Here is a 19,902-nt window from a genome sequence, read left to right on the forward strand (position 1 = left end):
AAACGCCCGGTTACATTCCGAACCCGGAAGCTAAGCCTTACAGCGCCGATGGTACTGCTGGGGGGACCCGGTGGGAGAGTAGGACGCCGCCGAACTTCTTTTAGAGCGCTGGCTCTTGGGCATACAGCCCAGGAGCCAGCGCTTTTTTGTGTTGAGGTAGGGTCGGGGGGCATCATTGGCTCATTTCCCACAGGAGGCCCCCGGGTGGAGGTCCAGGAGACTCGTGTCCAGACGGACCGGGTGCTCACCATCCCCAACATCCTCAGCATGGCGCGGCTCGTCGGTGTGCCGCTCTTCCTGTGGCTGATTCTGCGGCCCGAGTTCGGCGGTCCCAAGAGCGATGGCTGGGCGCTGTTGGTGCTGGCCCTGAGTGGTATCAGTGACTACCTGGACGGCAAACTGGCGCGGCGCTGGAATCAGGTCAGCAGCCTTGGCCGGCTTCTCGACCCCGCGGCTGACCGGCTCTACATTCTGTCGACCCTGGTCGGGCTGACATGGCGTGAGATCCTGCCCCTCTGGTTGACCGCTGTACTGCTGGCGCGGGAGCTGGTTCTGCTGGTGATGGTGGGGATCCTCCGGCGGCACGGCTATCCGCCGCCCCAGGTGAACTTCCTCGGGAAGGCGGCTACCTTCAACTTGATGTACGCGTTCCCCCTCCTGCTGCTCAGTGACGGAAGCGGATGGATCTCGTCACTGGCTGCTATTTTCGGATGGGCGTTCGCTGGTTGGGGTACAACGCTGTACTGGTGGGCAGGAGTGCTCTATGTGGTGCAGGTCCGCCGCCTGGTTCGTGCGGACGCCACGGCCGATGGAGCTCGCCGATAGGTGCGGCCACAACGGCGCGATGGCCCGCAGAGGAAAAGTGCGGGACAATTCGGACGGGTGAAGTCGGCTAGACCGTCGTCTCTTCGAGGAGGACGCTTCCGACATGAAGGCCGTCGTGATGGCCGGTGGCGAGGGCACACGCCTTCGCCCCATGACCTCAAGCATGCCCAAACCGCTCCTGCCGGTTGCCAACCGGCCGATCATGGAGCATGTTCTGCGGCTGCTCAAAAGGCATGGGCTCAATGAGACTGTAGTAACCGTCCAGTTCCTGGCATCGCTGGTCAAGAACTACTTCGGTGACGGTGAAGAGCTCGGAATGGAGCTCACCTATGCCAATGAGGAGAAGCCACTCGGTACCGCCGGAAGTGTCAAGAACGCCGAGGAGGCGTTGAAGGATGACACCTTCCTCGTCATTTCCGGCGATGCACTGACCGACTTCGATCTGACGGAGCTGATCAATTTCCACAAGGAGAAGGGCGCGCTCGTCACCGTCTGTCTGACGCGTGTGCCCAATCCGCTGGAATTCGGTATCACCATCGTGGACGAGCAGGGCCAGGTCGAGCGGTTCCTGGAGAAGCCGACCTGGGGGCAGGTCTTCTCGGACACCGTGAACACCGGCATCTACGTGATGGAGCCCGAGGTCTTCGACTATGTCGAGGCCGATGTCCCCGTCGACTGGTCGGGCGATGTCTTTCCGCAGTTGATGAAGGAGGGCAAGCCCATCTACGGGTTTGTCGCGGAGGGCTACTGGGAGGATGTCGGCACGCACGAGAGCTATGTGAAGGCGCAGGCCGATGTCCTGGAGGGCAAGGTCGACGTCGAGATCGACGGGTTCGAGATCTCGCCCGGAGTCTGGGTCGCCGAGGGTGCGGAAGTGCATCCGGACGCCGTGCTCCGCGGGCCGCTCTACATCGGGGACTATGCGAAGGTCGAAGCCGGGGCCGAGATCCGTGAGCACACCGTCGTGGGATCGAACGTCGTTGTGAAGTCCGGGGCCTTTCTGCACAAGGCCGTGGTGCACGACAACGTGTATGTGGGGCAGCACAGCAATCTTCGGGGCTGTGTCGTCGGGAAGAACACCGACATCATGCGGGCGGCCCGGATCGAGGACGGGGCGGTCATCGGGGATGAGTGCCTGATCGGTGAAGAATCGATCGTTCAAGGGAATGTGCGGGTCTATCCCTTCAAGACCATCGAGGCCGGCGCCTTCGTCAACACCTCGGTGATCTGGGAGTCGCGGGGCCAGGCGCATCTGTTCGGGGCCCGGGGTGTGTCCGGGATTCTGAATGTGGAGATCACGCCCGAGCTGGCCGTGCGTCTCGCCGGCGCCTATGCGACGACCTTGAAGAAGGGGTCGACGGTCACGACCGCGCGGGATCACTCGCGAGGTGCGCGGGCGTTGAAGCGGGCGGTGATCTCGGCGTTGCAGGCCAGTGCCATCGACGTACGGGATCTGGAGAACGTGCCGCTGCCGGTGGCTCGGCAGCAGACGGGGCGGGGGAGTGCCGGGGGGATCATGATTCGGACCACGCCCGGGGTACCGGATTCCGTGGACATCATGTTCTTCGACGGGCAGGGGGCCGATCTGTCGCAGGGGAGTCAGCGGAAGCTGGACCGGGTGTTCGCTCGGCAGGAGTACCGGCGGGCGTTCCCCGGGGAGATCGGGGATCTGCATTTTCCGGCCAGTGTCTTCGATTCGTATACGGGGTCGCTGCTGCGGAATGTGGATACGAGCGGGATCTCGGAGTCCGGGCTGAAGGTCGTGGTTGATGCGTCGAACGGCAGTGCGGGCCTGGTGCTGCCGAGTCTGCTCGGGAAGCTCGGGGTCGACTCGCTGACGATCAATCCGGGGCTGGACGAGTCGCGGCCGACGGAATCGGCGGACACCCGGCGGTCGGGGCTGGTGCGGCTCGGGGAGATCGTGGCCTCGGCCCGTGCGGCGTTCGGGGTGCGGTTCGATCCGGTCGGCGAGCGGTTGTCGCTGGTGGACGAGAAGGGGCGGATCGTCGAGGACGATCGCGCGCTCCTGGTGATGCTCGACCTGGTGGCCGCGGAGCGGCGCAGCGGGCGGGTGGCACTGCCGGTGACGACGACCCGGATCGCCGAGCAGGTGGCGGCGTACCACGGGACGCAGGTGGAGTGGACGACCACCTCGCCCGATGACCTGACGAGAGTAGGGCGGGACGAGTCCACGATCTTCGGCGGGGACGGCCGGGGTGGGTTCATCGTCCCGGAGTTCAGCAGTGTCTTCGACGGTACGGCGGCGTTCGTGCGGCTGATCGGGCTGGTGGCGCGGACGCAGCTCACGCTGAGCCAGATCGACGCGCGGATTCCGCGGGCGCATGTCCTGAAGCGGGATCTGGCGACTCCGTGGGCGGTCAAGGGGCTCGTGATGCGCCGGGTCGTCGAGGCGGCCGGAGAGCGCTTCGTGGACACCACCGACGGGGTGCGGGTGGTGGAGACCGACGGGCGCTGGGTGATGGTGCTGCCGGACCCGGCGGAGGCCGTCACGCATCTGTGGGCGGAGGGGCCGGACGACGCCTCCGCGCAGGCCCTGCTGGACGAGTGGGCCACCGTGGTGGACAGCGCCGGACGGTAGTCCGGGACACGCGCGCGTGCCGGACAAGTGCCCCCAAGGGGGCCTGTCCGGCACGTGTGTGGGGCCATTCGGAGGTAGCGGTCACGACGTGCGACGATGTGCCCCATGCCGCAGCAGCCCCCCGTTCGGAGCACTCCCGCGCGTGCCCGTGCGTCCCGTCCGGACGCGTCCATGTCGCTGCTCACCAATGTGATGGACCACAGCCTGGACGACGGGTACGCGGAGGCTGCGGCGCGTCGGGCGGCTGCGGGGGAGCGGGGCAGGCCGAAGACGCTGCGGGCCAGGCTGGGCCTCGCGGCGGGGCTGGTCCTGGCCGCGCTGGTGGTGACCGTGGGGGCGGCGCAGGCGCGGGTCTCCGCTCCGGTGGTGGCCAAGGAGCGCGAGGAACTGATCGACCGGATCGACCGGGAGACCGCTGCGGCCGACGATCTGGAGCGGGCCGTCGACGGGCTCCGGGACGATGTGGAGGCGCGGCAGCGCGAGGCGCTCCGGGACAGCGGTGGCGATGACGGCGGTGACCTGGTGGGTGTGCTGGCCGGTGCCGTGGAGGTGCGCGGGCCAGGGGTGAAACTGGTCGTGAACGACGCCAAGGAGGCGTCCGGCGAAGGGGACGCGAATCCGCGCGGGACGTCGGGGTTCTCCGATACGGGCCGGGTGCGCGACCGGGACATGCAGCGGGTGGTCAACGGGCTGTGGGAGTCGGGCGCGGAGGCCGTGTCGATCAACGGGCAGCGGCTGACGGCGCTGTCCGCGATCCGGGCCGCCGGTGACGCCATACTGGTCGACAATCGGCCACTCGTACCGCCGTACACGGTGCTGGCGGTGGGGGACGGGGAGCGGATGAGCACCCGTTTCCAGAACAGTGCGGACGGGCTGTATCTGCATGCCCTCCAGGAGAACTTCGGGGTCCGGACGGCGATTTCCGTTCAGGAGGATCTCCGGCTGCCGGCCGCGCCGAGTGTGATGGTGCGGACCGCGCGGCCGGGTACCGGGACCGGGCAGCCGAATACAGAGACTGAGAAAGGCACATCGTGATCGCCGTACTGGGCCTCGTCGTCGGAGTCGTGGCGGGGCTGTTGGTCCGTCCCGAGGTTCCGGCCGTCGTCGAGCCTTATCTGCCGATCGCCGTGGTGGCGGCGCTGGACGCCGTCTTCGGCGGACTGCGGGCCATGCTCGACGGCATCTTCGACGACAAGGTCTTCGTGGTGTCGTTCCTGTCGAACGTGGTGGTGGCCGCGCTGATCGTGTTCCTGGGCGACAAGCTGGGCGTGGGCGCCCAGTTGTCGACGGGTGTGGTGGTCGTGCTCGGTATCCGGATCTTCTCCAATGCCGCGGCGATCCGCCGGCATGTGTTCCGGGCGTGAGGCCGATGAGCAACCATCACGGGGCGCACCGCAGTCCGCTGCGCAAGGAACTGCCGCAGGAGGTGCCCGCGCAGCCGGGGCCCGCCGAGGTGCCCGCGGGGCCGGGGCGGCCGGAGCTGACCGGGCGGCAGCGGCTGGCGCAGGGGCTGTGGCCGCCGCGCGTGTCGCGGGCGCAACTGATCGTGGCGCTGCTGCTGTTCGGGCTCGGATTCGGGCTCGCCGTCCAGGTCGCTTCGCACAGTGACGGGGACAGTGCGCTGCGTGGCGCGCGGCAGGAGGATCTTGTCCGGATTCTCGATGAACTGGATGACCGTACCGAGCGTCTTGAGGACGAGAAGCAGGGTCTGGAGAAGCAGCGGGACGAGCTGGAGAACAGCTCGAACCAGGCGGAGGAGGCCCGTAGGCAGACGGTGGAGAAGGAGCGGCAACTCGGCATCCTGGCGGGCACGGTGGCCGCCCAGGGGCCCGGGATCACCATGACGATCGAGGACTCGAAGGGAACGGTCGAGGCGGACATGCTGCTCGACGCCATCCAGGAACTGCGTGCCGCGGGCGCGGAGGCGATCCAGGTGAACGGCGTGCGCGTGGTGGCGAGCACCTATCTGACGGATTCCGGGAACGGAGTGGCCGTGGACGGGAACAAGATCAACGCCCCCTATCGTTTCAAGGTCATCGGCAAGCCGCAGGACCTCGAACCGGCGCTCAACATCCCGGGGGGTGTGGTGCAGACGCTGGAGAAGGAGCACGCCACGGTGAGTGTCGAGCGGTCGGACAAGATCATCGTGGACGCCTTGCGGGCCGCGGAGGAGCCTGACTACGCTCGGTCGTCCTCCCCGTGAACCGGGGGTGCATGGGGGACGTCCGACCAGGGCATGAGGTTGCGGGGGGTCGGCGCACCGAACGGGTGGTGCGTGGTGGAAACTGTCCGGTGGCTACGGACGTTGTGAGGGTGTCCGGGTCAGCCGGATTGTGCAATCAGGGTTCGTCCTGCCCCACGGGCGGGTCTGTTTCGGTCAAGGGGAATCGCCCGTGAAGTTGTTTGCGAAGTTGTTCGGCAAGAGCTCGCGAGAGGGCGGCGCCAACGCGACCGCCCGTCATCGCGCACAGCCAGACGCGGAGGGGCAGCGCCCGCTGTTCCGGGACCAGGTGGGTGGTCCGGGCGCGCCGTCGGTTGACCCTGCCCAGGCCGGAGGCATAGGTTTCGGGCAACCGTCAACCTCAAGTACGGGTGGAGGGTTTTCCCCCGATCCGTACGCGTCCCATGCCCCGGCGGGGCAGCCGCGGCAGGAGGATCCGTCGATGTCGGCCCTGGTGTGTTCGAGGTGCGGCAACCGCAACGCGGAGAACAGCCGCTTCTGTTCCAACTGTGGTGCCCCGCTGCGTCCCGGGGTGGTCCCGGAGCGGGCGTCCGAGACGACGTCCACGATCTCGATCAGCGGCCTGGAGGCGTACGACGCCGAGGTCACCGGTCAGACCCAGCTCCCGGCCCTGTCGCCCGAGGCGCAGGCCGCGGTGGACGCGCTGCCGCTGGGCTCCGCCCTGCTGGTGGTGCGCCGCGGGCCGAACTCCGGCAGCCGCTTCCTGCTGGACAGTGATCTGACCACGGCCGGGCGTCACCCGCAGAGCGACATCTTCCTGGACGACGTGACGGTGTCGCGCCGCCATGTGGAGTTCCGGCGCGCGCCCGACGGATCGTTCACGGTCGCCGATGTCGGCAGCCTGAACGGCACCTATGTCAACCGGGAGCGGATCGACCAGGTCGCGCTGCACAACGGTGACGAGGTCCAGATCGGCAAGTACCGGCTGGTCTTCTACGCGAGCAGGCAGGTCGTCTGACCTCACCGGACACGGTCCGGGGATCCCAGGGAAGGTCCATGCTGCATACACCGAGCGGCGGTGCCGGGCACGGCGCCGCCGCCACGGACAGCGGGCTGATGAGCATCGGCACGGTGCTGAACGTGCTGCGCGAGGAATTCCCCGAGGTCACCATCTCCAAGATCCGGTTCCTGGAGGCGGAAGGGCTGATCGAGCCGCAGCGCACCCCCTCGGGGTACCGGAAATTCACCGTGGACGACGTCGAGCGTCTCGGCCTGGTGCTGCGGATGCAGCGTGACCACTATCTGCCCCTCAAGGTCATCCGCGAGCACCTGGCGGCCGTCGAGCGCGGTGAGGACGTACGGCTGCCGGTGCTGGGGAGGTCCCGGGACGGTGAGGGTGCCTCCGAGCCGCCCGGGGTGCCCACGGTCGCCCGGATCGGCCGTGCCGAGCTGCTGGCCGCCGCCGGGATCGGGGCGGAGGAACTCGCGGAGTGGGAGTCGTACGGGCTGATCACGCCGGTCGAGGACGGGGTGTACGACGCGGAGGCGGCCACGGTGGCCTCGCTGGTGGTGGAGCTGGGGCGGTCGGGGATCGAGCCGCGGCATCTGCGGGTGATGAAGGCCGCCGCCGACCGCGAGGCCGGGCTGGTCGACCAGGTGGTGGCACCGCTGCGCCGGCACCGCAATCCGCAGACCAGGGCCCATGCGGAGGCCCGGACGAAAGAGCTGGCGGGGCTCGCCGTGCGGCTGCACGCGGCGCTGGTGCAGTCCGCGCTCGGGGTGCGGTTGCCCTGAGGGGCAGACCTGCCGCCGGGGCAGGTCCGGATCCGGACCTGTGGTCGTCCCGACTACCCAAACATCCCGGGCACGGCCTAGGGTTGCTGTGTGAACGAGCTCGATGTCGTAGGTGTCCGGGTCGAAATGCCCTCCAACCAACCGATCGTGCTCCTGCGCGAAGTGGGAGGCGACCGCTACCTCCCCATCTGGATCGGGCCGGGGGAGGCGACGGCCATCGCCTTCGCCCAGCAGGGCATGGCGCCCGCCCGACCGCTGACCCACGACCTGTTCAAGGACGTGCTGGAGGCCGTCGGCCAGGAGCTGACCGAAGTACGCATCACGGATCTGCGCGAGGGCGTCTTCTACGCCGAGCTGGTCTTCGCCAGCGGGGTGGAGGTCAGCGCCCGGCCGTCCGACGCCATAGCGCTGGCCCTGCGCACCGGAACGCCGATCTACGGCAGTGACGGGGTGCTCGACGACGCCGGTATCGCCATCCCCGACGAGCAGGAGGACGAGGTGGAGAAGTTCCGCGAGTTCCTCGACCAGATCTCGCCCGAGGACTTCGGTACCAGCAGCCAGTGAACCGGTGAGACGGGGTGCGGCCCGGCGGACACAGGGTGTGTGCCGGGCCGCACCGCTGGGTGTCGGTACGTATCCGTCCGTATCGCCTCGGTGCGGCAATTGCCAGGGGCGCGTGAGAGCGTCCTGCGGCTCCCCGTCGGCGCATTCGGCTAGCCTTTCCCCGCGGTGGGGCGCGGGAAACCACTCCCAGGGTGATTATCACTCGGCGTGCCGAGTGTGGCGATCGTTGACGCACCCTCGGTGACTGCCTACCGTCGAGAAGGCAGGTCAAGGACGGAGGTCGGCGTGAGAAGCAGCGGCGACGGTACGGCTGGGGGTGCCCCCGGGCGCAGTCTCGGGGAGAGCGGTCCGTACCCGCTTCACGGGAGCACGACCGGTCACGCTCCGCAGCGACCGACGGCCGTGCCCAGCAGCGGAGGGGCGACGTCGATGACGTCCGAGCAGATCGGCTACCGCGGGCCGACGGCCTGCGCAGCCGCCGGCATCACCTACCGGCAACTGGACTACTGGGCCCGCACCGGGCTGGTCGAGCCCAGCGTGCGGCCCGCCCACGGGTCGGGGACGCAGCGGCTCTACAGCTTCCGGGACGTCGTCGTCCTGAAGATCGTCAAGCGGTTCCTGGACACCGGGGTGTCGCTCCAGAACATCCGGACCACCGTGCAGCATCTGCGCGAGCGGGGTTTCCGCGATCTGGAGCGGATGACGCTGATGAGCGACGGTGCCACGGTCTACGAGTGCACCTCGCCGGACGAGGTGCACGCGCTGCTCCAGGGCGGTCAGGGGATCTTCGGGATCGCCGTGGGCGTGGTGTGGCGGGACGTGGAGAGCGCGCTGTCGCAACTGCACGGGGAGCGGATCGACACCGGGGAGACGCTCGTCGGCCACAATCCGGCCGATGAGCTGGCGCGGCGGCGCAACCGGGCCGTCTGAGGGCTTTCTGAAAGCCTTCCCAGGGGGATCTGAGAGGGATCTGAAGGGCCGTTCTCCAGGGTGGTTCCCTGGCGGTCCCCTCGGGGAGCGGGCCGGGCCCGGCGGTGTCCCGAGGGGCATTGTCAGTGCCGTGGTGCAGCATCGTAGGTGTGAGGAGAACGCCCACGATCCTGCATCTCGACATGGATGCCTTCTTCGCCTCGGTGGAGCAGGCGTCCAAGCCGAGCCTGCGCGGGAAAGCGGTGATCGTGGGCGGGCTGGGCCCCCGCGGAGTCGTGGCGACCTGCTCCTACGAGGCCAGGGTGTTCGGGGTGCACTCGGCGATGCCCATGGCGCAGGCGCGGCGGCTGGCGCCGAACGCCGCGTATCTCGTGCCGCGGTTCGGGCTGTACCGGTCGATCAGCGAGCAGGTGATGGCGCTGCTGCGGGCGCTGTCGCCCCTGGTGGAGCCGCTGAGCCTGGACGAGGCGTTCGTGGATCTGGAGGCCGGGGGAGCGGCCTGGGACCCGGAATCGGCGCGGCTGGCGGGGATCAAGCTGCGCGCGGACATACGGGAGGTCACCGGGCTGACCGGATCCGTGGGGCTGGCCGCGTCCAAGATGCTCGCCAAGATCGCCTCCGAGCAGGCCAAGCCGGACGGACTGGTGCTGATCGAGCCGGGGACCGAGCGGGCGCTGCTCGCGCCGATGCCGGTGCGGACCCTGCCGGGGGTGGGGCCGGCGACCGGCGACCATCTGCGGCGGGCCGGGATCACCACGGTGGAGGAGCTGGCGGAGGCCGGTGAGGACGAACTCGTCCGGCTGCTGGGCAAGGCGCATGGGCATGCGCTGTACGCGATGGCGCTCGCGCACGACGACCGGCCCGTGGTCGCCGAGCGGGAGACGAAGTCGGTGTCGGTGGAGGACACCTACGACGTGGACATCCACGACCGGGTGCGGGTGGAGCTGGAGGTGCAGCGACTGGCGGACCGGTGTGTGCGGCGGCTGCGCGGGGCAGGGCTGTCGGGGCGGACGATCGTGCTGAAGGTGCGGCGGTACGACTTCTCCACGCTGACCCGGTCCGAGACCCTGCGGGGACCGACCGACGATCCCGCGGTGGTGCGGGAGGCGGCTGCCCGGCTGCTGGACTCCGTGGACACCACGGGCGGGGTGCGGCTGCTGGGGGTCGGAGTCAGCGGGCTCGCCGACTACACCCAGGAGGATCTGTTCGCCCAGGCTGCCGGGGAGCTGCGGGACGAGATTCCCGAGGAGCATCCCGAGGAGGGGGATCGCGAGGACACCGAGGGGCACGGCGAGCGGCGCTGGCCGGCGGGGCACGATGTGCGGCACGCCCGGTACGGGCACGGGTGGGTGCAGGGGAGCGGGGTGGGGCGGGTGACCGTGCGGTTCGAGACACCGTGGTCGGAGGCGGCGGGGCGGGTGCGGACGTTCCGTACCGAGGATCCGGAGCTGGAGCCGGTGGAACCGCTGCCGCTGACCGGGGCAGGGGCGGGGGGTGCGCCGGGGGTGGGGGAGGAGCGAAGACCCGGTGGCGGGGAGAGCGGTGGACGCCTAGACGGGGCGCCGGGCGCGCTGCGCGGATGAGTCTGGTCGACAACCTCGCGCGCGTGGCCCTGAGCGGGCGGATCGGGCCGGTACGGGTGGGCGGGGACTGGGGCGATGTCACGGCGGTGCTCGGGGAGGCCGGGGATTCGGGGGCAGCGAGTCGGCGGAGGAAATGGCCGAGGGCTGTTCTTCCGCAGGCATCTGGAGGTCTTCGTGTGCCGGTGCGGGCGGGTGCTGCTGTTCGGGGTCGAGACCTGGTCGCCGGACGGGGTGGAGCTTCCGGGGGTGCTCGGTGGGGGGAGCACGCCCTTTCAGGCCGGGCCGGGGTACGCGGAGGTCCTGGACGCGCTGGAGCGGGTGGGGTGCGGGTGGGAGCCCTACGGGGCGGGGAGCTTCGGGGATCAGGTGACCCTCAAGGCCAGGGGTACCGGGACCGCGTTTGTGTTCCAGGTGCCAGGTGCCAGGTGCCAGGTGCCAGGTGCCAGGAGCCAGGTGCCAGGAGCCGGGGCCGAGCCGGTGCTGCACGCCGTGGGGGTGCCGGGGGACGGGCACGGGTGCCCGGAGGGGGCGGTGGCGGTTTGAGGGCGGCGGGAGGGGTGGGCTGGATCTCCGGGGGCGCGTGGGGCTGCTGTTCCGGGTGGGCTAGCTGTCTTCCTGGCCCGCCATTTTGCCGAAGTCGTGGTCCGGTGGGGGCGGGGCGGTGACGTCCAGGCCGTAGTGGTGGTAGAGCTGGAGTTCCTGTTCGGGGGAGAGATGGCGGCCCACGCCGAAGTCGGGGGCGTCCTTGATCAGGGCGCGGTCGAAGGGGACGTGCAGGGTGCCCTCGATCAGTTCGCTGGGCTCCAGGGGGACGAACGCGTCCCGGCTGAAGAGGCCCGTCCTTATGGCCGCCCACTCCGGGACGCCGGTCGCGTCGTCGAGATAGACCTCGTCGATCGTGCCGATCTTCATGCCGTTGCGGTCGAACGCCTTGCGGCCGATCAGGTTGCGCGGATCGATATCGGTCTGCACGGTCCCTCCACATGGTCGCAACTCATCCGTAAGCACTACGAAAGAGCACATTGGGGCAGGCGGCCACTCGAAGGTCCGTTCGTGGACCGCGCTGGTAGGCTGACAGCGGCTGCTGACCCCGTGCGGGAGAGTCCTCCGGGAAGATCCGGAGGCGCCGAAGGAGCAAATCCTCCCCGGAATCTCTCAGGCCCCCGTACCGCACGGACGAGGTCACTCTGGAAAGCAGGGCGGCGCCGACGGCGTTCGCTCTCACCGACGGTGAAAGCCGGGCCGGCGCCCGGTGAAGCTCTCAGGTTGTGATGACAGAGGGGGAGGCCGTCGGGGTACCCGCGCCGGGGTGCCCCCCGAAGGTCGTGTCAGACCAGGAGGCCCTCCGCAATGACCGCCCATCGCATTCCGCTCTCCGAGCTTGAGCAGGGGATCCCCTTCGAGCAGCGGCACATCGGCCCCGACCAGGAAGCGCGGGCCAAGATGCTCGCCCAGGTCGGGTACGGCTCGCTGGACGAGCTGACCGCCGCCGCCGTCCCCGATGTGATCAAGAACGCCGAGGCGCTGGAACTGCCGGGGGCGCGCACCGAGGCCGAGGTCCTGGCCGAACTGCGCGCGCTGGCCGACCGCAACCAGGTGCTCGGCTCGATGATCGGGCTCGGGTACTACGGAACGTTCACCCCGCCGGTGATCCTGCGCAATGTCATGGAGAATCCGGCCTGGTACACGGCCTACACGCCCTATCAGCCGGAGATCTCGCAGGGCCGGCTGGAGGCGCTGCTGAACTTCCAGACCATGGTCGCCGACCTCACCGGGCTGCCCACCTCCGGTGCCTCGCTGCTGGACGAGGGGACGGCCGCCGCCGAGGCGATGGCGCTGTCCCGGCGGATGGGGAAGAACAAGAAGGGGCTGTTCCTGGTCGACGCGGACGCGCTGCCGCAGACCATCGCCGTCATCCGGACGCGGGCCGAGCCGACCGGGGTCGAGATCGTCGTCGCCGATCTGAGCGAGGGGATCCCGGCCGAGCTGGACGGGCGGGAGATCAACGGGGTGCTGGTGCAGTACCCCGGCGCCTCGGGGGCCGTACGGGACATCACGGCGGTCGTGGAGCAGGCGCACGCGCGGGGGGCGCTGGTCACCGTCGCCGCCGATCTGCTGGCGCTGACGCTGCTGAAGTCGCCGGGGGAGCTGGGCGCGGACATCGCGGTCGGCACCACGCAGCGGTTCGGGGTGCCGATGGGCTTCGGCGGGCCGCACGCCGGATACATGGCGGTGGGCGAGCGCTTCGCGCGCAGTCTGCCGGGGCGGCTCGTCGGAGTCTCGGTGGACGCCGACGGCAACAAGGCGTACCGGCTCGCGCTCCAGACGCGGGAACAGCACATCCGACGGGAGAAGGCGACCAGCAACATCTGTACCGCGCAGGTGCTGCTCGCCGTGATGGCCGGGATGTACGCCGTCTACCACGGGCCCGATGGGCTGCGGACGATCGCCCGGCGGACCCATCGGTACGCCACGGTCCTGGCCGCCGGGCTCCGCGCCGGGGGCGTCGAGGTCGTGCACGGGTCCTACTTCGACACGCTGACCGTCCGCGCCCAGGGCCGGGCCGAGCTGATCGCCGCCGCCGCCCGGGACAACGGGGTCAATCTGCGGGTCGTGGACGCCGACCACCTCTCCCTCGCCTGCGACGAGACGACCACCAGGGCGCAGCTCGGCGCGGTGTGGAACGCGTTCGGGATCGAGGCCGATGCCGAGGCGCTGGACGCCGGGGCGGAGGAGGGGCTGACGGAGGGGGCGCTGCGCAGCGACGAGATCCTCGCCCACCCGGTGTTCCACCAGCACCGTTCCGAGACCGCGATGCTGCGCTATCTGCGCCGGCTGGCCGACCGCGACTACGCGCTGGACCGGGGCATGATCCCGCTCGGGTCCTGCACCATGAAGCTCAACGCCACCACCGAGATGGAGCCGGTGACCTGGCCCGAGTTCGGGCAGCTCCACCCGTTCGCGCCCGCCGGGCAGGCGGAGGGCTATCTGACGCTGATCCGGGAGTTGGAGGAGCGGCTCGCCGAGGTCACCGGCTACGACAAGGTGTCCTTGCAGCCCAACGCCGGGTCGCAGGGGGAACTGGCCGGGCTGCTCGCCGTGCGCGGGTACCACCGGGCCAACGGGGACGAGCAGCGGACGGTGTGCCTGATCCCGTCCTCCGCGCACGGCACCAACGCCGCGAGCGCGGTGATGGCCGGGATGACGGTCGTCGTCGTCAAGACCGCCGAGGACGGCGAGATCGACGTCGCCGATCTGCGGGCAAAGATCGAGCAGCACCGCGACCGGCTCGCCGTGCTGATGATCACGTACCCCTCGACGCACGGGGTGTTCGAGGAGCATGTGGCCGACATCTGCGCCCGGGTGCACGAGGCGGGCGGGCAGGTGTATGTCGACGGGGCCAATCTGAACGCGCTGGTGGGGCTGGCCAAGCCGGGGCACTTCGGGGGCGATGTCTCGCATCTGAACCTGCACAAGACCTTCTGCATCCCGCACGGCGGCGGCGGTCCCGGCGTCGGCCCGGTGGCGGTGCGCTCGCATCTCGCGCCGCACCTGCCGAACCACCCGCTCCAGCCGCAGGCCGGTCCGGAGACCGGGGTGGGCCCGATCTCGGCCGCCCCGTGGGGTTCGGCGGGCATCCTGCCGATCTCCTGGGCGTATGTCCGGCTGATGGGTGGCGAGGGGCTGAAGCGGGCCACCCAGGTGGCCGTGCTGTCCGCGAACTACATCGCCAAGCGGCTGGAACCGCACTACCCGGTGCTCTACACCGGCCCCGGCGGGCTGGTCGCGCACGAGTGCATCATCGATCTCCGCCCGCTGACCAAGGCGACCGGCGTGAGCGTGGACGATGTGGCCAAGCGGCTCATCGACTACGGGTTCCACGCGCCGACGATGTCGTTCCCGGTCGCCGGGACGCTGATGATCGAGCCCACCGAGTCCGAGGACCTGCCCGAGATCGACCGGTTCTGCGAGGCGATGATCGCCATCCGCGCCGAGATCGAGAAGGTCGGTGCGGGCGAGTGGCCCGCCGAGGACAATCCGCTGCGCAACGCGCCGCACACCGCCGCCGCGCTGGGCGGGGAGTGGGCGCACACGTACACGCGGGAGGACGCGGTGTTCCCGGCCGGGGTGTCGGCCGCCGACAAGTACTGGCCGCCGGTCCGCCGGATCGACCAGGCCTTCGGTGACCGGAACCTGGTGTGCTCCTGCCCGCCGCTGGACGCGTACGAGGACTGATACGCGGGTGCCTGGTGGCAGGTGGCAGGTGGCAGGTGGCAGGTGGCAGGTGGCAGGTGGCAGGTGGCGCCGGGCGCGGCTGCTCGTGTGGGAGTGGTGTTGTGTGGGGGAGGGTCCTGCGTCGGGTGGCGCGGAGCCCTTTCCTTCTTGATCGGTCACCTGTTCTTTGCTCGTTCACTCGTTCGGGGGTGATGAGCAGGAAAGTCTTCCCGCGCGGTGTGACGCGCCATAGCGTTGGTCGTGGCGGGGAGGAGACGGCGGGTCAGCTCGCGTGGACCTTCGGGCGGCGGGTGCGGTCGGGTTCCGCCTCGCGGAGGACCTCTCGGGTGACGGGGGCCACCTCGCCCTGGCCGAAGAGGAAGAAGCGGAGGAAGTTGGCGAAGGGGGCGCCCTCGGTCCATTCGAAGTAGATGTGCGGGGTCCGGCCGGTGGTGTCGCGGATGTGCAGCAGCAGGGCGGCCAGCGCGTTGGGGACGGACGAGGAGTCCAGGGTCAGTACGCGGTAGCGGTGGTGCAGGACCTCGCCGTGGACGGTCAGGACCGTCTCGAACTCGGAGGGGTCGGTGACGGTCACCTCGACGAAGACGAAGTCCTCCGGGCCCGTCACCTCGTTGTCCTGGCGGATCTGCTCGATCTTGTCGCGGTACTCGGCGAGATCGCGCCGGTCGGGCTCATTGGCGATCAGCCGGATCTTGCGGCTGGCGACGTCCCGTACGAAGCGTGCCGCCAGCGGATCCAGGGTCACGCCGGTCACCCGTAGCTCGAAAGCCCGGGTCAGCCGGGAGGCGAACGAGAGGATCATGATCCCGGCGATGAAGCAGGCGCCGATCTTCACACCGTCCGGGCGTTCGATGACGTTCAGCACGGTCGTGTAGAGGAAGACGGCCGCGATCAGGGCGAAGCTCAGGAACCATCTGCGCTGGCCGGCCCGGTGGGCGGCGATGGTGACGGCGATGGCGGCCGAGCTGATCAGCACCAGGACCCCGGTGGCGTAGGCGCCGCCCTGGGCGTCGACGCTGGCATCGAAGATCCAGGTCACCAGGAAGGCGACCAGGGTGAAGACGATGACCATCGGGCGGACCGCGCCCGCCCAGTGCGGGGCCATGCCGTAGCGGGGGAGGTAGCGGGGCATGAGGTTGAGCAGACCGGCCATGGCGGAGGCGCCGGCGAACCAGAGGATGGCGATGGTGGAGATGTCGTAGACCGTGCCGAAGGCGCTGCCGAGGTAGGCGTGGGCCAGATAGGCGAGGGCGCGGCCGTTCGCGGCGCCGCCTGGCTCGAACTCCGGGGCGGGGATCAGGAGGGTGGTGATGAAACTGGTGGTGATCAGGAAGCAGCTCATGATCACGGCGGCGGTGGTGAGCAGTTTCTTGGTGTCGCGGATACGGCCCCGGGGGTTCTCCTCGGTTTCGCCGGGGTCGCCCCGCACATGGGGCATCACCGCGACGCCGGTCTCGAAGCCGGAGAGGCCGAGGGCCAGTTTGGGGAAGACGATCAGGGCGACGCCGATCATCGCCAGAACATTGCCGTGCTCGGCGGTGAGGGCGGTCGCCCAGTCGGTCACCACATGGCCCTCGGTGAGGACATGCCACAGACCGCTGACGACGACGATGGCGTTCAGGGTCAGATAGATGCCGACGAGGGCGACGGCCACGCCGATCGCCTCCAGGAAGCCCTTCAGGAACACCGCGCCGAGCAGGGCGATCAGGATCAGGGTGATCAGCAGCCGCTGGTTGTGCAGGGCGCTGTTCAGGTGCGGGTTCTCGATCAGATGGGTGGAGGCGTCGGCGGCGGAGAGGGTGATGGTGATCAGGAAGTCCGTGGCGGCGAAGCCCAGCAGGGTGAGGACGAACAGCTTGCCCTTCCAGAAGGACAGCAGACGTTCCAGCATCGCGATCGAACCCTGGCCGTGCGGGCTCTCCTCGGCGACCCGGCGGTAGACCGGCAGCGCGCCCGCGAGGGTGACCAGCACCAGCACGACGGTGGCGACCGGCGACAGCAGGCCGGCGGCTAGGGCGGCGATGCCGGGCTGGTAGCCGAGGGTCGAGAAGTAGTCGACGCCGGTCAGGCACATCACGCGGTACCAGGGGCGGCGGTGGTCCTGGGCGGAGGGGGTGGGTGGGGCGGTGCCGTCGGTTTCCCCGGGTCTGTCGGCGCCGTCGGCGCCGTCGGGCCGGTTGGGTCCTTCGGGCCGGTTGGCTCGGTCGGTTCGGTTGGCTCGCTCGGGTCCGTTGGGTTCGTCGGTTGTGTCGCCGTTGCTTCCGGCCTGGGGGGCGTGTGTCTTGCTGATGTCGGACAGGCCCTCCAGCAGCCACCGGCGCAAACGACCGGGCGGTGGGGGCTGGGCGGCCATCGGCGTGCTCCTGGGGTGGGGCGTCGAGGGGATTCGGCCATCACGCGGGCGGTGGGTTCAGGGTAGGAGGAAGGGGACGAATCGGCCTTGGGTGAGGGAGGGAGCGGGGAGGGGGAGGTGCGGAGGGTGGGAGGTGGGGGCGGGTGGGGGTGGTGCCGTGAGTCCGTGGATGGGGGTTGGGCCGGATGGGGGGAGCAGAGGGCGGTGGAGTGGTCGTCAAGACGATGTCAACGTCATCGGAGGTGGCGCCAGTATCGCGTCAAGAGGGGGGCCGGGTGGTCCGGGCGGCGGTTCATTGAGGAGTGATGGACGACGTACGGCGTGGACGACTGAAGGTGTATCTCGGGGCTGCTCCCGGGGTGGGCAAGACCACTCGCATGCTCGACGAGGCCGGGCGACGGGCGGCGCGGGGTGCGGATGTGGTGGTGGGGGCCGCCGCGTGCCATGGGCGGGCGGCGGTGGAAAGGATGCTCGATGGGCTGGAGGTGCTGGGAAGTGTGGGAAGTGGGGGTGGGGTGAGGGACGCGGAGCTGGATCTCGCCGGTGTGCTGGCGCGGGCGCCCGGGGTCGTGGTGGTGGACGAACTGGCCCGCGGCAACGGGCGGGGCGCGGCGCACGGCAGGCGGTGGCAGGACGTCGAGGCGCTGCTCGACGCCGGGATCGATGTGATCACGGCGGTCGATGTGCACCAGCTCGAATCGCTCAAGGACGTGGTGGAGAAGATCACCGGGGTGCCGCAGCACGAGACGGTCCCCGATGACGTCGTACGGCGGGCGGTGGAGGTGGAGCTGGTGGATGTGCCGCCGGAGCGGTTGCGGCGGCGGATGGCGCACGGGGACCTCTGGCCGCCGGAGCGGGTCGACGCGGCGCTCGCCAGCTACTTCCGGCCCGGCAATCTGGCCGCGCTGCGGCAGCTCGCGCTGCTGTGGACCGCCGACCGGGTGGACGAGGCCCTCCAGCGCTACCGGGCCGAGCACGCCATCGGCGGGGTGTGGGAGACCCGGGAGCGGGTGGTGGTCGCGCTGACCGGCGGGCCCGAGGGGGACACCCTGGTGCGGCGGGCGGCCCGGATCGCGGCCCGGTCGGGCGGCGGGGCGCTGCTCGCCGTCCATGTGGCGCGCAGCGACGGGCTCGCGGCGGGGGTGTCGCACGCCTCGCTCGCCCGGCAGCGGCGGCTGGTCGAGGACCTCGGCGGCAGCTACCACTCGGTGGTCGGGCACGATGTGGCGGCGGCGCTGGTGGAGTTCGCGCGGGCCGAGAACGCCACACAGCTCGTCCTCGGGTCGAGCAGGCGGGGGCGGCTGGAACGGTTCCTGACCGGGCTCGGCACCGGGGAGCGGGTGGTGGCGCTGTCCGGGGACATCGACGTCCACCAGGTCACCCATGAGCGGGCCGGGCGCGGCACGCTGCTGCCGTCGCGGCGGCGCACCCTCTCGCGGGCCCGGATGATCGCCGGGCCGGTGGCGGGGCTGGTGCTGCCGGTGCTGCTGACGCTGGTGCTGGCGCAGTTCCGCGGCTCGGTGAGTCTGACCAGCGAGGCGCTGCTGTTTCTGCTGGCGGTGGTGGGGGTGGCCTGCATAGGGGGTGTGGTCTCGGCGGTGATCGCGTCCGTCACCGCGTCCCTGCTGCTCAACTACTGGTTCATCCCGCCCATCGGGCACTTCACCCTCGGCGACCCCGACGCGCTGCTCGCACTGGGTGTGTTCGTGCTGGTGGCGGCGGTCGTGGCGGCGGTCGTCGACCGGTCGCTGCGGCTGTCGCGGCGGGCCGCGCGGGCGACCGCCGAGGCGGAGACGATGTCGTCGCTGGCCGGCAGCATCGTCCGGGGCGGGCAGACGATACCCGCGCTGCTGGAACGGACCCGGGAGACCTTCGGGGCGGACTCGGTGGAGCTGGTCGAGGACCCGGTGGACACCGGCGGGGCGAGCGTCGTACCGGCCGGGCCCGGGGGGTTCCTGGTGCTGCGTGGGGGAACGCGGTCGTCGTCGGAGCGGCGGGTGCTGGCCGCGTTCGCCGCGCATGTCGGATCGGCGGTGGAGCGGGCGCGGCTGGCGGAGGCCGCGGCCGAGGTGGAGCCGGTGCGGGCGGCCGACCGGATGCGCACGGCGCTGCTGCGGGCCGTCGGACACGATCTGCGGACCCCGCTCGCGGCGGGCTGGGCGGCGGTCACCTCGCTGCGCAGCCGGGAGGTGCGGTGGAGCGAGGAGGACCGGGACGAGCTGCTTGCGACCGCCGACGAGTCCATGGCCAAGCTGAGCCGGCTGGTGGAGAACCTGCTCGATCTCAGCCGGCTGGAGGCGGGGGTGCTGACCCTGAATCTGCGGCCGACCGCGCTGGAGGAGGTGCTGCCGGCGGCGCTCGCGGATCTGCCGTCCGTCGAAGTGCGGGAGGTGGAGCGGGTGCCGCAGGTGCTGGTCGATCCGCCGCTGCTGGAGCGGGTTCTCGCCAACCTCGCGGCGAATGCCGTCCGGCACAGTCCCGGGGGCGCGGCGGTGCTGGTGACGGCGAGTGTGCTGGCGGGGCGGGTGGAGGTGCGGGTGGTGGACCGGGGGCCGGGACTGCCGGTGGCCGGACGGGAGCGGCTGTTCGAGCCGTTCCAGCGGTTCGGCGACACGGACAACACGACCGGCCTCGGGCTGGGGCTGGCTCTCGCCCGGGGGCTCACGGAGGCGATGAACGGCACGGTGACGCCGGAGGACACGCCGGGAGGCGGGTTGACGATGGTGGTGTCGTTGCCGTTGGCGGTGCCGGTACCGGTGAGGGCGGGGGAGAAGGAAGGGGAGGGAGGGGAGGGAGAAGAGGGAGGGGGGAGAGGCCGAGTGGGCTGAGGGGGCGG

Annotated in this window: 14 protein-coding genes, 1 rRNA gene and 1 riboswitch; of the genes, 13 read left to right on the forward strand and 2 right to left on the reverse strand. The window is 70.3% G+C overall.

What is annotated here, in order from left to right; translation table 11 throughout:
• The 11 genes from rrf to AB0O01_RS28220 all read left to right on the forward strand — a co-directional run.
• A 5S ribosomal RNA gene (gene rrf / locus AB0O01_RS28170) occupies positions 1-95 on the forward strand; the annotation flags it as partial.
• Positions 96-204: 109 nt separating this feature from the next.
• Positions 205-825, forward strand: coding sequence for a CDP-alcohol phosphatidyltransferase family protein (locus AB0O01_RS28175; protein WP_365317634.1), 621 nt, complete (start codon positions 205-207; stop codon positions 823-825).
• Between the two features lie 103 nt (positions 826-928).
• Positions 929-3,424: a mannose-1-phosphate guanyltransferase gene (locus AB0O01_RS28180; RefSeq protein ID WP_365317637.1), complete on the forward strand. Its 2,496-nt coding sequence runs from the start codon at positions 929-931 to the stop codon at positions 3,422-3,424.
• A gap of 96 nt (positions 3,425-3,520) precedes the next feature.
• Positions 3,521-4,459: a DUF881 domain-containing protein gene (locus AB0O01_RS28185; RefSeq protein WP_365317639.1), complete on the forward strand. Its 939-nt coding sequence runs from the start codon at positions 3,521-3,523 to the stop codon at positions 4,457-4,459.
• The gene (locus tag AB0O01_RS28190) at positions 4,456-4,788 is read left to right on the forward strand and encodes a small basic family protein (protein ID WP_003988855.1); all 333 of its coding nucleotides are present in this window, start codon (positions 4,456-4,458) and stop codon (positions 4,786-4,788) included. The genes AB0O01_RS28185 and AB0O01_RS28190 overlap by 4 nt, the downstream gene beginning before the upstream one ends.
• Positions 4,789-4,793: 5 nt before the next feature.
• Positions 4,794-5,627: a DUF881 domain-containing protein gene (locus AB0O01_RS28195; protein WP_365317641.1), complete on the forward strand. Its 834-nt coding sequence runs from the start codon at positions 4,794-4,796 to the stop codon at positions 5,625-5,627.
• A gap of 190 nt (positions 5,628-5,817) precedes the next feature.
• Positions 5,818-6,624, forward strand: a complete 807-nt coding sequence (locus AB0O01_RS28200; RefSeq protein ID WP_365317643.1) for an FHA domain-containing protein — start codon at positions 5,818-5,820, stop codon at positions 6,622-6,624.
• Between the two features lie 38 nt (positions 6,625-6,662).
• Positions 6,663-7,400 carry a MerR family transcriptional regulator gene (locus AB0O01_RS28205; RefSeq protein ID WP_365317645.1) on the forward strand — a complete coding sequence of 246 codons (738 nt, stop codon included), beginning with the start codon at positions 6,663-6,665 and terminating at the stop codon, positions 7,398-7,400.
• A 90-nt stretch (positions 7,401-7,490) separates the two neighbouring features.
• Entirely contained in the window at positions 7,491-7,964 is a 474-nt protein-coding gene (locus tag AB0O01_RS28210; RefSeq protein WP_004002801.1) for a bifunctional nuclease family protein, read from the forward strand.
• 285 nt (positions 7,965-8,249) lie between these two features.
• A complete protein-coding gene (locus AB0O01_RS28215; protein WP_365317647.1) occupies positions 8,250-8,894 on the forward strand; it encodes a MerR family transcriptional regulator in 645 nt (214 codons plus the stop codon).
• A 149-nt stretch (positions 8,895-9,043) separates the two neighbouring features.
• Complete coding sequence (locus tag AB0O01_RS28220) at positions 9,044-10,477, forward strand: DNA polymerase IV (RefSeq protein ID WP_365317649.1); 1,434 nt, start codon at positions 9,044-9,046, stop codon at positions 10,475-10,477.
• 603 nt (positions 10,478-11,080) lie between these two features.
• On the opposite strand, the gene AB0O01_RS28225 is transcribed toward AB0O01_RS28220, so the two are convergent.
• The gene (locus AB0O01_RS28225) at positions 11,081-11,449 is read right to left on the reverse strand and encodes a PRC-barrel domain-containing protein (protein WP_365317651.1); all 369 of its coding nucleotides are present in this window, start codon (positions 11,447-11,449) and stop codon (positions 11,081-11,083) included.
• A gap of 113 nt (positions 11,450-11,562) precedes the next feature.
• A riboswitch (glycine riboswitch) is annotated at positions 11,563-11,658 on the forward strand.
• A gap of 169 nt (positions 11,659-11,827) precedes the next feature.
• Between AB0O01_RS28225 and gcvP the strand changes: the two genes are divergently transcribed.
• Positions 11,828-14,713 (forward strand): aminomethyl-transferring glycine dehydrogenase, encoded by a 2,886-nt coding sequence (gene gcvP / locus AB0O01_RS28230; RefSeq protein ID WP_365317653.1) that lies wholly within the window; start codon positions 11,828-11,830, stop codon positions 14,711-14,713.
• 262 nt (positions 14,714-14,975) lie between these two features.
• On the opposite strand, the gene AB0O01_RS28235 is transcribed toward gcvP, so the two are convergent.
• Positions 14,976-17,066, reverse strand: a complete 2,091-nt coding sequence (locus AB0O01_RS28235) for an amino acid transporter (protein WP_365317655.1) — start codon at positions 17,064-17,066, stop codon at positions 14,976-14,978.
• A gap of 305 nt (positions 17,067-17,371) precedes the next feature.
• Between AB0O01_RS28235 and AB0O01_RS28240 the strand changes: the two genes are divergently transcribed.
• Positions 17,372-19,894 carry an ATP-binding protein gene (locus tag AB0O01_RS28240; RefSeq protein ID WP_365317657.1) on the forward strand — a complete coding sequence of 841 codons (2,523 nt, stop codon included), beginning with the start codon at positions 17,372-17,374 and terminating at the stop codon, positions 19,892-19,894.
• The last annotated feature ends 8 nt before the right edge of the window (positions 19,895-19,902 follow it).

Source organism: Streptomyces sp. NPDC093252 (assembly GCF_040683675.1).
Taxonomy (GTDB): Bacteria; Actinomycetota; Actinomycetes; order Streptomycetales; family Streptomycetaceae; genus Streptomyces.

What these genes read in the sequence shown, in the direction of transcription:
- AB0O01_RS28240 (WP_365317657.1), top strand. Translation starts at nt 17,372, where the DNA reads ATGGACGACGTACGGCGTGGACGACTGAAGGTGTATCTCGGGGCTGCT.
- AB0O01_RS28235 (WP_365317655.1), bottom strand. Translation starts at nt 17,066, where the DNA reads ATGGCCGCCCAGCCCCCACCGCCCGGTCGTTTGCGCCGGTGGCTGCTG.
- AB0O01_RS28205 (WP_365317645.1), top strand. Translation starts at nt 6,663, where the DNA reads ATGCTGCATACACCGAGCGGCGGTGCCGGGCACGGCGCCGCCGCCACG.
- AB0O01_RS28180 (WP_365317637.1), top strand. Translation starts at nt 929, where the DNA reads ATGAAGGCCGTCGTGATGGCCGGTGGCGAGGGCACACGCCTTCGCCCC.
- gcvP (WP_365317653.1), top strand. Translation starts at nt 11,828, where the DNA reads ATGACCGCCCATCGCATTCCGCTCTCCGAGCTTGAGCAGGGGATCCCC.
- AB0O01_RS28195 (WP_365317641.1), top strand. Translation starts at nt 4,794, where the DNA reads ATGAGCAACCATCACGGGGCGCACCGCAGTCCGCTGCGCAAGGAACTG.
- AB0O01_RS28185 (WP_365317639.1), top strand. Translation starts at nt 3,521, where the DNA reads ATGTGCCCCATGCCGCAGCAGCCCCCCGTTCGGAGCACTCCCGCGCGT.